The sequence below is a fragment of the Mucilaginibacter sp. genome (assembly GCF_039925265.1).
GTDB lineage: Bacteria > Bacteroidota > Bacteroidia > Sphingobacteriales > Sphingobacteriaceae > Mucilaginibacter.
Genome location: NZ_JBDSZG010000013.1, coordinates 23,717 through 39,548 on the forward strand (window position 1 = coordinate 23,717; position 15,832 = coordinate 39,548).

Sequence of the window (15,832 nt, forward strand, 5' to 3'; positions counted from 1 at the left end):
CAATTAACAACTACTCACCACTTCCCAATCAACTAATCTCTAAAAACCTTATCTTTGCGGCTTCAAAATGAATAAAAAAGTCGCATTTTATACGCTTGGCTGTAAGCTTAATTACTCGGAAACGTCTTCGATCGGTCGCCTGTTTACACAGGCCGGTTTCAATACGGTGGAGTTTAGCGATACGCCGGATGTTTTTGTAATAAACACCTGCTCGGTAACCGAGAACGCGGATAAAAAATGCAAAAAGATAGTAAAGGAAGCGCTTAAAATTTCTCCGAACGCCTATGTGACCATCGTAGGTTGCTATGCGCAGCTGAAACCAAAAGAAATTGCCGAAATACCCGGCGTTGATATGGTTTTGGGCGCGGCAGAGAAGTTTCGGATAGTGGAGTACCTTACCGACCTGACAAAGAATCCCAAAACATTAGTATATAACCAGCCGGTATCTGAAGCTAACGAGTTTGTACCCTCATTCTCTTTTGGCGACCGTACCCGTACCTTCCTTAAAGTTCAGGATGGCTGCGATTATTCCTGCACATTTTGTACTATCCCATTGGCACGTGGCGCAAGCCGCAGCGATACTATTGAGAACGCGGTGGCACAAGCTGTACAGATAGCTGAATCGGGCGTGAAAGAAATTGTGCTGACCGGTGTGAACCTCGGCGATTTCGGCATCCGCAACGGCAACCGCGAAGATAAATTCTTCGACCTGGTAAAAGCGCTGGATGAAGTAGAAGGCATCGAACGCATCCGCATTTCATCTATCGAACCAAACCTGCTCAGCGATGAGATCATTGAATTTGTAAGCACATCCAAAAGGTTTGTGCCGCATTTCCATATTCCCTTGCAATCAGGTTCAGATAAAATATTGGGCCTGATGCGCCGCCGTTACAGGAGCGACCTGTACGCCAGCCGCGTAGCAAAAATAAAAGAGGTAATGCCCAATTGCTGCATTGGCGTGGATGTTATTGTAGGTTTTCCAGGCGAAACACGGGAGGATTTTGTGGATACCTACAATTTCTTGAATGATTTAAATGTTTCTTACCTGCATGTGTTCACTTATTCGGAAAGGGAAAATACCCCTGCTGCCGAAATGCCGGGAACTGTTCCCGGCTCTGCCCGTGCAGACAGGAGCAAGATGCTGCATATCTTATCGGACAAAAAACGCCGTGCATTTTACCAAACGCAACTGGGCAAAGCCGATGAGGTTTTGTTTGAAGGCGATATAAAAGATGGCTTTATGCACGGCTTTACCCGCAATTACGTTAAGGTAAAAGCCAAGTACGATCCTGTGCTGGTTAACGAAATAAAGACTGTGCATTTAACCGCAATTTCACCGGATGGTGATGTGGAAATAACAGAAAGCGCAGAAGTTTTGGTACATTAAACCTATATTCGCCCTCACAAATACCACCCAATGTTTCCAACTATATCCTCGCTTTTACAATATCTTTTTGGGATCAATATCCCTTTACCCATACAAACTTTTGGCTTTTTTGTAGCACTGGCTTTTATGGCCGCTTATTGGGCCTTTACAAAAGAATTTCAGCGTAAAGAGAAAGCTGGCTACATCAAATCTTTCCAAAAAGATGTGATGGTTGGCGAACCCGTTTCAACCGGAGAATTAGTGGGTAATGCTGTTTTTGGCTTTATATTCGGCTTTAAAGTGGTTGATGCGGCAATGAATTATTCCGCCTTGATCGATAGTCCGCAGGATTTTCTTTTATCGTTGCGTGGCAGCTGGGTAGGTGGCATTGTATTCGCTACCGGTTTTGCATACTGGGCATATTACGAAGCTAAAAAGCAACAATTACCAAAACCCGAAAAACGCCGGGTAACGGTACACCCTTACGAAATGATGGGCAGCATACTGCTTTGGGCAGCTATTTTCGGCTTTGCCGGTGCAAAAATATTTAACGCGCTCGAAAATTGGGGCGAGTTTATGAAAGACCCGGTAGGGATGCTCATCGGCTTTAGCGGTTTAACTTTTTATGGTGGGCTAATATGTGGTGGCGCTGCGGTGCTATACATCGCCAATAAACACGACGTGAAACCATTGGATATGCTGGATATTGGTGCAGCAGGCATGATGCTCGCTTATGCGCTGGGTAGGGTAGGCTGCCAAATGTCGGGCGATGGAGACTGGGGAATACCCAGCCTTGCTGCAAAACCGGGCTGGTTAAGCTGGGCTCCCGATTGGATGTGGAGTTTTAAATTTCCGCATAACGTGAACGAAGTAGACCCGGGCAACCGTATCGCCGATTGCGTTGGCAAGTTTTGTAATGAATTAAGGCTGCCGGTTTACCCCACATCGTTTTACGAATCGGTAATCTGTATGCTGTTGTTCGCGTTTATTTGGAGTATCCGCAAACGCGTAAAGGCGCCGGGTGTACTTTTTGGGATTTATATGATCCTTGCCGGTGTAGAGCGTTTTACTATCGAGTTGATTCGCGTAAATACCAAATACAATGTTGCGGGCATCCCTTTTACCCAAGCCGAGCTGATCTCCCTTATTATGGTTTTAGGCGGTTCTACATTGATATACGTGGGTATGGCCCGTTATAAAAAGTCGCCGGTTGCTCATGGCTAAACGGCTTTGTGCACAAAGTTTTTTCGTTCAGCTTATCATTACGCCAACACCAACCAAATGAAGCTTAATTCCATCATTAATGAGGTAACCGAGGTTGCCAAAATTGCAGGTCAGTTCATCCGCAATGAAAGAATAACTTTTGATGCCGATAAGGTGGAATACAAAGGACTTAACGACATGGTGTCCTATGTAGATAAAACCGCCGAACAAAAGATAGTTGCCGGTTTAGGAAAAATATTGCCCGAAGCTGGCTTTATCACCGAAGAAAAAACGACCACCAAAATTGGTAATACCTACAACTGGATCATCGACCCATTGGATGGTACCACTAATTTTATACACGGGCTGCCCGTGTATTCGGTAAGCATCGGTCTGCAAAAAAATGATGAACTGGTTTTAGGCGTGGTATATGAAATCTGCCAGGACGAATGCTTTTACGCTCACAGCGATTCGCCCGCGTACCTTAACGGCAAGGAAATAAAAGTAAGCAACAAGCCAACCGTTGCCGATAGTCTTATCGCCACAGGTTTCCCGTACTATGATTTTAGCAAGCAAGTAGCATATATCGAACTCTTTACCGAACTCATGCGCAATTGCCACGGTCTGCGACGCTTAGGCTCTGCCGCGGTAGATCTGGCTTACACCGCCTGTGGCCGTTTCGAAGGTTATTACGAATACAACCTTAACGCCTGGGACGTAGCCGGCGGCATCGTCATTGTTAAACAAGCCGGTGGCCATGTTGTAAACTTTAAAGGCGGTGATGAGGTATTGAATACAAGGGAGTTATTGGCAACTAACGGGGAAATAACAGAGGAGATGCTGGATTATATTCAGAAGTATTTTATTTAGTCTTCACCGATTGCACAGATTTTTTTGATTGCACCGATAATAGGAAATAAAAATGCCGATTTGAATCATCTTCAAATCGGCATCGTTTTATTTAGAAAATCACAAAATCATCTGTGAAATCGTAAAAATCTGCTTAATCCCGGTTACAACGCTTCAGAAACTACTTCGGTAACCTCGGGAACCATGCGTTTCAACAAGTTTTCTATACCTGATTTAAGCGTAACGGTTGATGATGGGCAACCACTGCAGGAGCCGCGAAGCTCAACAGTAACCACGCCTGCATCAAACGAGCGGTAGCTGATGGCGCCGCCATCCTGCTCAACAGCCGGGCGAACATAATCGTTCAGAATCTGCTGAATTTTGATCTCGGTTTCTGTTCCTTCAAATTCAACATCGGTTGCTTGTTCAACTTCCTGTACTTTCAGTTCAGATTCTACAGCGCCTTTTACAAACTCTTTCAATATAGGTTCGATATCGGGCCATTCACTACCTTCTGTTTTGGTAACGGTAACAAAGTTGCTGGCGAAAAATACGCCGTTAACAAATGAAAATTTATATAATTCTTTAGCGAAAGGAGATTTCTCCGCGCTTTCCCTGGTAGCATAATCCGTGCTTCCGTTTATCAGCAACTTGTTCACAATAAACTTCATGGTTGCCGGGTTCGGGGTAGATTCGGTATATACGTTGATATTCATGGATGTACTATTTTAATGAGATAACAAATGTAATCAGCTTTTTGATTTATGCATCAACGGCCAATTGTTTTGACGGGGGTATGACGTTGGCATTTTCCACAGCGTCATTGCGAGGCACGAAGCAATCTCCCGATAAGTAAATCGGTTATGCATAGTTCAGAGATTGCTTCGTTCCTCGCAATGACGGCCTTATTAGCCTATATCCCCGTATAGTTTTGCGGTGTTATCGCCTTTAACTCTTCTTTAACGCTTGCGCTCACGTCCAAAGTATCCACAAACTCGGCTATAGTATCGGCATTAACTGTCGTATTGGTACGGGTAAGTTCTTTCAATGCTTCATATGGGTTTGGATATCCTTCGCGGCGCAGGATGGTTTGTATAGCTTCTGCAACCACCGCCCAGTTTGCCTCAAGGTGCGCATTGATAGCGGTTTCGTTCAGCAATAACTTGTTTAAACCTTTGATGGTAGATTTAAAAGCGATGAGCGTATGCGCTACGGGTACACCAATGTTGCGAAGTACGGTAGAATCTGTCAGATCGCGCTGCAAGCGGGAGATAGGCAGCTTGGCTGCCAAATGTTCAAACATCGCGTTAGCAATACCCAGGTTACCTTCGCTGTTCTCAAAATCTATCGGGTTTACTTTATGCGGCATCGCTGAGGAACCTACTTCGCCTGCTTTAATTTTTTGCTTAAAGTAATTCATGGAGATGTAGGTCCATACGTCGCGGTCAAGGTCTATCAGGATATTGTTGATGCGTTTTAAGGCATCACACTGCGCAGCAAAATTATCGTAATGCTCTATCTGCGTGGTGAATTGCGAACGGTATAAACCCAAAACGTCGTTTACAAAATGATTACCAAAGGCTTTCCAATCGGTAGCAGGGTAGGCCACTTTATGCGCGTTGAAATTGCCGGTTGCCCCGCCAAACTTGGCCGAGTAAGGCACATCGCGCAGCAAGTGCAACTGGTTTATCAAACGCTCTACAAAAACTTCTATCTCCTTGCCTAAACGGGTTGGCGATGCAGGTTGGCCGTGCGTATGTGCCAGCATAGGAATATGCGCCCATTCGGCAGCATAGTGCCTTAAAATATCGATCAGGCTGTGCAGGGCCGGGATGTACACATCATGGATAGCTGCCTTAAATGAATAAGGAATAGCGGTGTTGTTGATGTCCTGCGAGGTGAGCCCAAAATGGATAAACTCCTTAAATTCCTGTAAGCCCAGTTCATCAAACTTTTTCTTGATGAAGTATTCAACCGCCTTTACATCGTGATTGGTGGTTTTTTCTATCTCTTTTATAGCTGCGGCATCGGCTTCGCTAAAATTACGGTAGATGTCGCGTAACTTTTCGCTTTGTGTGCCGTCAAAAAGTTCTAACTGCTTTACCGGCAGCGCGTGCAGGGCCAGGAAATATTCAATTTCTACAAGTACCCGGTATTTTATTAGGGCGAACTCTGAAAAATAAGCGGCTAATTCTGCTGTGGCATTACGGTAACGCCCGTCGATAGGGGATATGGCGGTAAGGGAATTTAATTCCATGTTGTAATTTTTTTCAAAGATAGCAATTTGAAATTTAGGTGAGAATTCAGGCTATTGTCAGGCTAACGTAATTTGAAATGGAAACTTTGAAATCTAAAAATGTTTCCATAGTTTTGACTCCGAAAGTCAATGAGTCAGGAAGAAAGAATAATAAAAGGCGCGCTCGACCTGTTTTTACAGGCTGGCATCAAGAGCGTAACCATGGATGATATAGCCCGGCATTTGGGCATGTCCAAAAAAACTATTTACCAGTATTTTGGCGACAAGAACGAACTGGTTGTTGCCCTGGTAAAAAGTAGGTTGCAGGAAGACGAGCGCGAGATGAACGCTATAATGGAGAGTTCTGCTAACGTGATAGAAGAGATGATCAAAATGATGAAATGCTCGGAGGACATCCTGTCGAGGGTGAACCCTATCGTATTTCACGATATGCAAAAATATCATCCCGAGGCCTGGCAGGAATTTCAACGGTTTAAGGCCGAGGTGATCATCAGTAAATTGGAGGAACTTTTATTAAAAGGCATAAGCCAGGGTTTCATCCGTGATGATATTGATGTGAAGATACTGGCTACGATGCGCGTAAACCAGGTAGAAATGGGTTTTAATACCCAGATATTCCCGATAGCGAATTTTAACAGCTGGAAGGTGCAGGTGCAGTTGCTGGAGCATTTTAATTATGGTATTTGTACCATAAAGGGGCACGAGCTATTGGATAATTATAAACAACAAAACGCTAACTAAATAAAAAACACTGCTGACATAGGGCTGTCAATCAAAAGAATTTCTTTGTAACGTAATAATAACAGAACATAACAAACCTATCATATATATGAATACTAAAATGAAAAGATTACTACTTATATTGCTTTGCACTGCAGCAAGCCTCAGGGGCTTTGGGCAGGCGCAACCGGCACCAAACCAAATCTATAGCTTTACCTTACAGGATGCTGTCAATTACGCTTACGAGCACCGCGATTCGGTTATAAACGCCGCGCTGGATGTTAAAAGTGCCGACTATAAGGTAAAGGAAACAATTGGTCAGGGCTTCCCGCAAATAGACGGTACCGCATCTATCCAGGATTATTTAAAAATACCTACTACGTTGTTACCCGGCGAAGTTTTTGGCGCACCTGCAGGTACATTTATTCCGGTAAAGTTTGGGGTGAAATACTCGTCAAACCTGGGCGTTACCGCCAGCCAGTTACTGTTCGATCCGAGTTACATCGTAGGCTTACAAGGCCGTAAAACTTATAAAGAGCTTTACAACAGGGCATACAACCGCAGTAAAATTGAGATGAACGTAGCGGTTACCAAGGCTTACTACCAGTTATTGGTAAGCCAGGAGCAAATAAAACTTTTGGATGCTAACATCGCCCAGCTTAAACAGCAAATGGATCAAACAGTAGCTCAAAATAAGCAGGGTTTTGTAGAGAAGATAGATGTTGACCGTATTACGGTTCAGTACAATAACCTCGTAACCACCCGCGAAAATACGGTTCGTTTACTGGCACTCAGCTACCAGGTTTTAAAGTTTCAGATAGGGATGCCTATAGAATATACTTTAACGGTAAAGAACGGCTTACAGGATGTTAAACTGGATGAGGGTGTTGCCGAGATAGTTACCGATACCGCGGCTTATAAAAACAGGGCAGAATATGGTTTATTGGAAACCAATCTGCAATTGAACAGGTTCGACCTTAAGCGTACCAGGGCACAGTTTTTACCAACTTTAACCGCTAACGCGGCTTATACTTATTCGTACCAAAATAACAGCTTTGGCGATCTTTATAGCAGTAGCTTTCCATCAAGCTATATAGGGGTTACTTTAAAGGTGCCAATTTTTAGTGGGTTTCAGCGTGTAAATCGTGTTAAACAATCGCAAATAACCGTGCAGAAAGCAGAGAACAGCCTTGTGCAGGCAAAGAACGGGTTTAACCTGCAGGCAGAAAGAGCTAAAACTACGTACTTTAACGGTTTGCAAACGCTTAATAACCAAAAACGCAGCCAGGAGCTGGCGCGCGAAGTATTGCGTGTTTCCAAAATTAAATACCAGCAAGGGGTGGGCAGCAGCATTGAAGTTACCCAGGCACAAACAGAACTGGAAAAGGCAGATAATGAATACATAAAGGGCTTGTACGATGCGCTGGTAAGCAAAGTAGACCTGGACAGAGCATACGGACGAATTCAATAACAAAACTTAAACAAACTCATATATACTCCATATAACATGAAAAAACTATTATACATACCGGCCATACTGTTTTTAGCAGCATGCTCAAACAAACCAAAAGATAAAAAGGCAGAACTGGCCGACCTGCAAAAACAACAGCAGGAGATCAACGCTAAAATAACCAAACTGCAAAGCGAAGTAGGCACCGTTGATTCAACAAAAGCCGTTGAGGTTGGGGCCATAGATGTTAAAACCGGCACGTTTGTAAACTATGTACAGATCCAGGGTAAAATTGATGCGCAGGATAATGTGACCGCTTATCCGCAATCGCCCGGTACCATCACCGCGCTTTATGTAAAACCAGGCCAGCATGTAAGCAGGGGACAGATACTTGCCCAATTGGATGCCAGTGTATTACATCAGCAAATTGCCCAAACCGAGGCAAATGTTGATCTGCAAAAAACAATATATCAGCGCCAGAAAAACCTTTGGGATCAAAAAATTGGTACCGAAGTGCAGTTTTTACAGGCACAAACAAATTACCAGGCAGGTTTAAAATCTATCGCGGCGTTGCGTTCGCAGGCTAACCTTTACCGTATTGTATCGCCAATAAGCGGCACTGTTGATCAAATGGACCTTAAACTTGGCCAGTCGCTACAGCCAGGGCAGCCCGGTAATGGAATCCGTATTGTAAATGCCGATATATTGAAGGTAAAGGCCGATGTGCCTGAGTCGTACGCCGGTAGTGTAAACACAGGTAACCGGGTACTCATATTGGTGCCTGATGCAAAGGACTCGTTAACTACTACGGTTACGTTCGCATCTAAAGCTATCGACGCAACATCACGCAGCTTTGCGGTTGAAATAAAATTACCCGAGCGTAAATCGCTTCGCCCTAACATGACGGCTCTCTTAAAAATTGCCAATTACACCAATGCAGCGGCTATTACTATCCCGGTGAAATCCATTCAAAGGTCAGAGTCGGGCGATTACGTTTACCTTAATGCAAACGGTATTGCAAAGCGTACCACTGTTAAAATTGGCGCTACTTACGGCGGGCAATCAGAAATATTATCGGGCCTCAAAGTTGGCGACCAGGTAATTACCGATGGCGTTACCGATATTGAAGATGGCGATAAAGTGAAAGTTACGCAGATAGCTAATTAATTAACCTGATCTATTACATATTATGAAAGATCTGAAAAAAGAATTTGGCCCCTCAAGTTGGGCCATTGATAACAAAACCGCCATTTATGTGCTCATATTTTTGATCACGGTAATGGGACTTATCAGCTACAACAATTTGCCGAAGGAGAATTTTCCGGATATTGATGTGCCTAAGATATTTATAACAACGCAATTTATAGGGCAATCGCCGCAAAACGTGGAGAATTTGGTTACCCGACAAATAGAAAAGCAGTTAAAATCGCTTAAAGGCTTAAAAAAGGTAACATCCAATTCGGTACAAAACGTATCCATCATTACAGCCGAGTTTAATACCAATGTAGAAATTAAGGATGCTAAAGTGGAGGTAAAGGACGCCGTTGATAAAGCAAAAAGAGATTTACCGCAAACCAGCGACCAAAATTACCATGAGCCTACCGTATCAGACGTAAACATTGCTGACCTACCTATCCTCTACGTTAACGTGTCTGGCGATTATGACCTTAAGAAGCTTAAGGAATATGCTGATATACTAAAGGATGAAATAGAAGGTTACAAACAAATATCACAAGTAGTTGAGATAGGTGCGTTAACGCCCGAGATACAAATTAATGTGGATATGAACAAAATGGCGGCGGCACAGGTAAGCCTCGCTGATATTATCCAGGCTGTTGGTAACGAAAACGTCCTTTCATCGGCAGGTAATATACCCATGGATGGCTTTAGGCGCACGGTAGATATAAAAAAGGATTTTAAAAATGCGGATGAGGTAGCCGCGATGGCCATCCGTAACCCTAAAGGGCAGGCTGTTTACCTTAGAGATATTGCCGAGATAAAAGACTCGTTTTTAGAACAGGAAAGCTTTGCGCGGTTGAAAACCCCGGCAGGCAAAGTCTTCAAAAACGTTATCACCCTGGCTATCAGCAAAAGGGCGGGCGAAAACCTGATCGAATCCTCAGACAAAATAAACGCGCTGATAAAAGAAAAGCAAAAAACAACTTTCCCTAAAGGGTTGAACATCACCGTAACCGGCGATCAAAGTAATAAAACACGTACCACGCTTAACGATTTGATAAACACCATTATTATTGGTTTTATACTGGTAACGGTTATCCTGATGTTTTTTATGGGTACCACCAACGCTATATTTGTAGCGCTCTCGGTACCGCTATCCTGCTTTGTCGCTTTCCTGATAATGCCGTGGATAGGGTTTACATTCAACATGATCGTACTGTTCTCCTTCCTGCTTGCCCTGGGTATAGTGGTGGATGATGCTATTGTGGTAATTGAGAACACGCACCGTATTTTTGCCAACGGTCGTATCCCTATTAAGGAGGCTGCTAAAATGGCTGCAGGCGAAGTGTTTTTGCCGGTATTTTCTGGCACCATGACAACCCTTGCGCCGTTTGTCCCGCTGGCGTTTTGGAATAGCATCATCGGGGAGTTTATGTTCTTTCTGCCAATAACGCTGATTATTACTTTACTGGCATCATTGGTTGTGGCCTATATCATGAACCCCGTTTTCGCGGTTGATTTTATGAAGCCTCATCATGATGGCGAACACGATAACCCTAAGTTTGATAAAGCGACCAAACGTGCCATGATCTATTTGGGTATTGCTACAGTTGTTGCTTACCTTATCAATTTCGGTTTTGGCAACTTTATGGTGGTTATCATCATACTTTACCTACTCAACCACTTCGTGTTCCTTCGTTGGATAGATAAGTTTCAGAAAAATGGCTGGCCACGGTTTCAGGATTGGTATGCCCGTGTGTTAGAGCGTGCTGTTAAACGCCCGGTTACAATGTTGATGGGTACATTTATGCTGTTTATTGTAGCTGTTGTAGCGACTGCAATGTTTGGTAAAACCCCGGAATTTTTCCCGGCGGGCGACCCTAACTTTGCCTACGTGTATGTAACCATGCCCATAGGTACCGACCAGGCCACGACAGATTCGATCACAAAAAAAATTGAGCAACGTGTTGCCAATGTGGTAGAACCCGATAAAGATATTGTTACCTCCATTATATCAAACGTAACCAAAAGTGTAACCGATCCGCAGGATGAAGACCAGGGCGATTACCCGAACAAAGGTAAAGTTACAGTTGCATTTGAAGAATTTGGAAAGCGGAACGGTAAGGATACCAAAGCCATTTTAACCAATATCCGTAACGCTGTACAGGGGTTCCCAGGGGTTAAAATAGCTGTATCTCAGGAAGCCAGTGGCCCACCCGTACAAAAAGACATCAGCCTGGAAATTGCAGGCGATAACCTGGATACACTGGTACACACGGCAACAAGGCTGAAAGCTTACCTGGCCAAGCAAAATATTGCCGGCATAGAGAATTTGGTTGCCGATGTGGAGAGCGACAAGCCCGAGATCGTGTTCGATATAGACCGCGAACGAGCGAACCGTGAAGGTGTTAGTACCAAAACCATCACAGATAATTTACAGTGGGCTATATTTGGTGCCCCGGCAGCTAACTTCAGGAACACCAAAGAAGATGATTACAAAATACAGGTTAGGGCAATGCAAAGCCAGCGCCGCGATATAGATGAGATACGCAACTTAAAAATAACCTATCGCGATATGGCAACAGGTGGTGCAATACGCCAGGTGCCTATTTCATCCTTTACAGATGTGCGGTTTACCAATACTTTCAGTAATATTAAACGTAAGCAGTCGAGGCGTGTTTTAACTCTATCATCAAGCGTAATAAAACCTTATAATGCTAATGATGTAAATGCCAACATCCTGAAATCTATAGCTAACTTTAAACACGACGACACCATTACCATTAGACAGGGTGGTGGGCAGGAAGACCAGTTGGATGCAGTGAAATTCTTAGGCAGCGCTTTATTAACCTCGTTCGGTTTGATATTGATCATCCTGATGATACAATTTAACTCGATAGGTAAAACACTTATCATCATCAGCGAGATCTTCTTTAGCATCATTGGCGTACTGCTGGGCTGCACTATCTTCGGGATGACGATGGCCATTGTTATGACCGGTGTGGGTATCATTGCCCTTGCGGGTGTGGTGGTACGTAACGGGATCTTGCTGGTAGAGTTTACCGATATGTTGATAGAGCAGGGCACCAGCCTGCACGATGCCGTAGTAGAGGCGGGGCACACACGTATGACGCCGGTATTGTTAACCGCAACAGCCGCCATCTTAGGTTTAATACCGCTGGCCGTTGGTTTCAATATCGATTTCGTGGGATTGTTCACTCATTTCGAACCGCATATCCACTTCGGTGGCGATAACGTTGCCTTCTGGGGGCCATTAGCCTGGACAATGATCTTTGGTTTGGCATTTGCAACCACCATTACATTGATCTTGGTACCATGTATGTACATCATCCGTGTAAATATGAAGAACTACTTCTTCGGTAACCAGGATGAGAAAAAAGCTAAAGAAAAACGCAAGTTAGAAGTAGCAGACGCGTCAAATTAAGCTGATTTATCTAAAATATCCAGGGCCGCGCAGATCAACTGCGCGGCCCTTTTTGCTGGCGTTCGATTGACCTGATTTGTTTGATAAATTAACTGTAAGCGCAATAGATAGGGTTGTGCATTTCGGGAATGATTATTGCAATGCATTCTGGTAAAACAAAATACTTATGGCAGCCATCCTAAAAACACCCGCCGGCAAAGCCGCGGCATTAGGCTTAATAGCAGGTATGCGCACATTTTACGCGCCGGCTGTGTTAACGCATCTTTATAGCCGTCATCCCGAGGAGCGTTTGGCGAAATCGCCGTTGGAGTTTATGCAAAGCATAACCGCATCTAAAGTTTTTAAAGTACTTGCCGCCGGTGAATTAATTGGCGATAAGTTGCCGAACACACCTAACCGTACCGCCATTCCCGGCTTACTGGGCAGGGCATTATCCGGTATATTGTGCGGCGCGGTTGTTTATAAGGCAGAAGGCAATTCTCCCTTAGTAGGTGGCGTAATTGGCGGCATTGCATCCATTGCCTCTACATTCGGTTGCTTCTTTTTGCGCAGGGGAATTGGGAAAAGTACTAAAATCCCCGACCCATTTATAGGCGCCATTGAAGATGCCCTTGTTATAGGCGCCGGGATCGCCCTCGTACGCACGGCTGATTTTAACATTTGAATATCATCTTTTAATGTCGGATGTACAGTTACCCTTGATTATTTGATACTTTTGTTAAATAAGTCAGGAAACGTACATTTAAAACACCCGGATACGACAGAAATGAGTGCAGGTATAGATCAGCAGGATATAAAACGAGAAAAAATTCTGGAGGCATCGCATCAGCGCTTTTTGCATTATGGTTACTCTAAAACCACGATGAACGAAATTGCTGGCGACCTATCCATGTCCAAGGCGTTGCTGTATTACTATTTCCCCGATAAAAGTGAGTTGTATATGGCCGTTATGCGCAAGCTGGCTAATGATTATTTGCAGCTGCTTGAAGATAAGATAGGCCATTTTACCAATCTGCGCGATGCATTCCTGTTCCAGGTGAACACTCATCACGACTTTATTGTGACCAATTACAATTTCTTTGATTTTGTAAGACTAAACGAACAAAACCTTCCCGATACCATTTGGACTATTGTAAACCAGATACGCGATGCCGAAACCAGGCTGCTTAGCCAGGCTATTCAAACAGAAGCGCAAAAAGGAACCATCCGGCCTATAGATAATCCCGCCGAAATTGTTGATGTGTTTTTAGATGCCTTACATGGTATTAAAGTAGGGGCGATGCAGAAAAAGGTAAATTTCCCCAAAAAAGAACACCTCGACGAGATCCATAACAAACGCCTGCTGCTGATAGATATTTTTGTAAAGGGGCTGAAATAGGGAGTTGTAAGTAGTGAGTTGTGAATTGACCAGTACGTTAAACCACTCAAACCTCACTACTCACTCACTCAGGTTTGTATTGATCACAATATTTCCCACCAAAATTTTATGAATAGGGCAGGCATCCGCAATGGTTATTAGCCGTTTCTTTTGCTCCGGGGTAACTTCGCCTTTAAACTTTAGCCTGCTTTCAATAAATATCCCGGTTTCGGTTCGGTACATTTCCAGGTCTACCTTTATCTCATCTATTGCCCACATTTTACGGTTGATATACATGCGCAGGGTAATAGCGGTACAGCTTGCCAAACTGGCCATCAACAGGTTATAGGGCGACATGCCTGTATCGGTGCCACCATCATCTACGGGTTCGTCTGCAATTAGGGTGTGGTTGCCACTTTTAACAACGGTTTGATATTGCGCCCGGCCAATTACCGCCGAGCCATCAATAATAAACTCTTTTTGAGTCGTGTCCATTTAGGTGGGTTAAGGGCTATTCCTGGTTCAGGTCCAGCATTTTCCAGCTTTCTTCTTTGTTTGCACTGCCCCCCATATATTTTAATGATATGGTGAATTGCGTGGTGGTGCTTTCGCCGCTGGTTTCGCGTGCGGAGTAGGAAGATTTGATAACGTATACCGAATCGGATTTTTTGGCGAATTTATAGCTGTCATCGTGAAAACTAACGTTGGTTGACCTAACCGTTGGCCTGATGTAGAGCTTAGCCATAGCGTAAGCAGCATCGCTATCCGGCAGCCGGCTAAAAACCGACATGGAATTGGAATTTGCTATTTTAACAAGTATAAACACAAACACAATACCGAAGCCCACCAGCAGCCACGCAGCTGTAACTGCCGATTGTTTCTTTATTTGTTTGTCCTTTAAGTAATTTTTTTCCATATATGTAATAAAGCACCCTTATAACGGCTTTAATTTTCAAACTTAATAAAAATCGTAACATCTGCGATTACCATTAAATTTTCTGTACTCGTTACCACTGTAGGGAAGGGTAGTTTCGTAGCCAATGCTGCCTTCTGTGGTGCCGCTGGTATTGCTGTAGTTTAAACCCCTGCCCGATGGTACATCATGGCTTACACCCAAACGCATTTTTTCGCCGCCCTCATGGTTAATAAACACATCAAATATAAACGACACCACTACAGAACTTGGCCCGTTGCTTAAGCCGCCGCTACGGTACCAAAGTCCAGCGTTTATGCTGCGCCGCTTGTATTGAAAGCCTATGCTTAACGATTGCGCCTGCGATTGCTTGTAAAATACCACTGATGGTATCACATACGATTTTTGATCTTCATCTAAATTATCGTCCTGCGTTATGTTATACCTGTAACTGGCATGAAAAACGCCGCGCATAGGTAACTTGGCGGGCACACCGGTGAACGATTCATTTGGGCGGTTTATATGCTGCATGGCACCGCCTAAGTTAAAATTACCGGCGGTGAGGTTTATTCCCGCGCCCGAATCAAAATAGAATTTGTTATTGAATAAAGCCGCATCCGCGCCGGATGTGGAGCCCGGGATATATCCCAAACGGGGATCTATCTGGTCGCTGAAGATGAGTTTAGTATAATCTACCGACCTGTTGGTAACGCCGGCCTGCAAACCAAAAGAAAGCACATAGCTATCCGAGCCAACACTGTAGGAGTATATGCCCGAGATATTGTTTTTGGTAAGATAAGCCGTCCCTTCGCTGGCACGGGTAAACATCAGCCCAAAGCCCCCGCCAAAACGCGGTACATTGTAATCTATAGATGCTGTGAGATATGATAACCCGCCACCTGCAACGGATGAGTACTGGTTACGGTAAATTAAGTTCATACGCAGGTCGCCTTCAAATTGGCCGTTCAAAGCCGGGTTTAAATAATTAGGCGAATTGAAGAACTGCGAATACATATGGTCCTGCGCTGATGCTTTTACACCGCCAAGTATAGCAATAAGCACAAAAACATAAAGTTTGATCTGTCTTTTCATC

Annotated in this window: 14 protein-coding genes; 9 read left to right on the forward strand and 5 right to left on the reverse strand. The window is 44.1% G+C overall.

Annotated elements, in window-relative coordinates:
- The first annotated feature begins 67 nt into the window (after positions 1-67).
- The 3 genes from mtaB to ABIX36_RS05095 are packed head-to-tail and all read left to right on the forward strand — an operon-like array spanning position 68 to position 3,439.
- Positions 68-1,387, forward strand: a complete 1,320-nt coding sequence (gene mtaB, locus ABIX36_RS05085) for a tRNA (N(6)-L-threonylcarbamoyladenosine(37)-C(2))-methylthiotransferase MtaB (protein ID WP_348081079.1) — start codon at positions 68-70, stop codon at positions 1,385-1,387.
- 30 nt (positions 1,388-1,417) lie between these two features.
- Positions 1,418-2,590 carry a prolipoprotein diacylglyceryl transferase family protein gene (locus ABIX36_RS05090; protein WP_348081080.1) on the forward strand — a complete coding sequence of 391 codons (1,173 nt, stop codon included), beginning with the start codon at positions 1,418-1,420 and terminating at the stop codon, positions 2,588-2,590.
- A 57-nt stretch (positions 2,591-2,647) separates the two neighbouring features.
- On the forward strand, positions 2,648-3,439 hold the full coding sequence (locus ABIX36_RS05095; RefSeq protein ID WP_348081081.1) for an inositol monophosphatase family protein: 792 nt from the start codon (positions 2,648-2,650) through the stop codon (positions 3,437-3,439).
- A gap of 143 nt (positions 3,440-3,582) precedes the next feature.
- Here ABIX36_RS05095 and ABIX36_RS05100 read toward each other — a convergent pair whose 3' ends face one another.
- Together ABIX36_RS05100 and purB are read right to left on the reverse strand one after the other, a co-directional pair.
- Complete coding sequence (locus tag ABIX36_RS05100) at positions 3,583-4,134, reverse strand: NifU family protein (RefSeq protein WP_348081082.1); 552 nt, start codon at positions 4,132-4,134, stop codon at positions 3,583-3,585.
- Between the two features lie 197 nt (positions 4,135-4,331).
- Entirely contained in the window at positions 4,332-5,675 is a 1,344-nt protein-coding gene (gene purB, locus ABIX36_RS05105) for an adenylosuccinate lyase (RefSeq protein WP_348081083.1), read from the reverse strand.
- Between the two features lie 129 nt (positions 5,676-5,804).
- Here purB and ABIX36_RS05110 point away from each other — a divergent pair, with 129 nt between their 5' ends.
- The 6 genes from ABIX36_RS05110 to ABIX36_RS05135 all read left to right on the forward strand — a co-directional run bounded on the left by ABIX36_RS05110 (position 5,805) and on the right by ABIX36_RS05135 (position 13,847).
- The gene (locus tag ABIX36_RS05110) at positions 5,805-6,416 is read left to right on the forward strand and encodes a TetR/AcrR family transcriptional regulator (protein ID WP_348081084.1); all 612 of its coding nucleotides are present in this window, start codon (positions 5,805-5,807) and stop codon (positions 6,414-6,416) included.
- Between the two features lie 100 nt (positions 6,417-6,516).
- The gene (locus ABIX36_RS05115; RefSeq protein WP_348081085.1) at positions 6,517-7,866 is read left to right on the forward strand and encodes a TolC family protein; all 1,350 of its coding nucleotides are present in this window, start codon (positions 6,517-6,519) and stop codon (positions 7,864-7,866) included.
- A gap of 36 nt (positions 7,867-7,902) precedes the next feature.
- Entirely contained in the window at positions 7,903-9,012 is a 1,110-nt protein-coding gene (locus tag ABIX36_RS05120; protein ID WP_348081086.1) for an efflux RND transporter periplasmic adaptor subunit, read from the forward strand.
- Between the two features lie 22 nt (positions 9,013-9,034).
- The gene (locus ABIX36_RS05125) at positions 9,035-12,469 is read left to right on the forward strand and encodes an efflux RND transporter permease subunit (RefSeq protein ID WP_348081087.1); all 3,435 of its coding nucleotides are present in this window, start codon (positions 9,035-9,037) and stop codon (positions 12,467-12,469) included.
- 166 nt (positions 12,470-12,635) lie between these two features.
- Positions 12,636-13,133: a DUF4126 family protein gene (locus ABIX36_RS05130; protein ID WP_348081088.1), complete on the forward strand. Its 498-nt coding sequence runs from the start codon at positions 12,636-12,638 to the stop codon at positions 13,131-13,133.
- A gap of 102 nt (positions 13,134-13,235) precedes the next feature.
- Complete coding sequence (locus tag ABIX36_RS05135) at positions 13,236-13,847, forward strand: TetR/AcrR family transcriptional regulator (protein ID WP_348081089.1); 612 nt, start codon at positions 13,236-13,238, stop codon at positions 13,845-13,847.
- Between the two features lie 60 nt (positions 13,848-13,907).
- On the opposite strand, the gene ABIX36_RS05140 is transcribed toward ABIX36_RS05135, so the two are convergent.
- Genes ABIX36_RS05140 through ABIX36_RS05150 form a run of 3 tightly spaced genes read right to left on the reverse strand, consistent with a single transcriptional unit; the run spans position 13,908 to position 15,831 of the window.
- Complete coding sequence (locus ABIX36_RS05140; protein ID WP_348081090.1) at positions 13,908-14,321, reverse strand: OsmC family protein; 414 nt, start codon at positions 14,319-14,321, stop codon at positions 13,908-13,910.
- A gap of 16 nt (positions 14,322-14,337) precedes the next feature.
- Positions 14,338-14,742, reverse strand: coding sequence for a hypothetical protein (locus ABIX36_RS05145; protein ID WP_348081091.1), 405 nt, complete (start codon positions 14,740-14,742; stop codon positions 14,338-14,340).
- Positions 14,743-14,784: 42 nt separating this feature from the next.
- Positions 14,785-15,831 (reverse strand): PorP/SprF family type IX secretion system membrane protein, encoded by a 1,047-nt coding sequence (locus ABIX36_RS05150; RefSeq protein ID WP_348081092.1) that lies wholly within the window; start codon positions 15,829-15,831, stop codon positions 14,785-14,787.
- Position 15,832 lies beyond the last annotated feature (1 nt).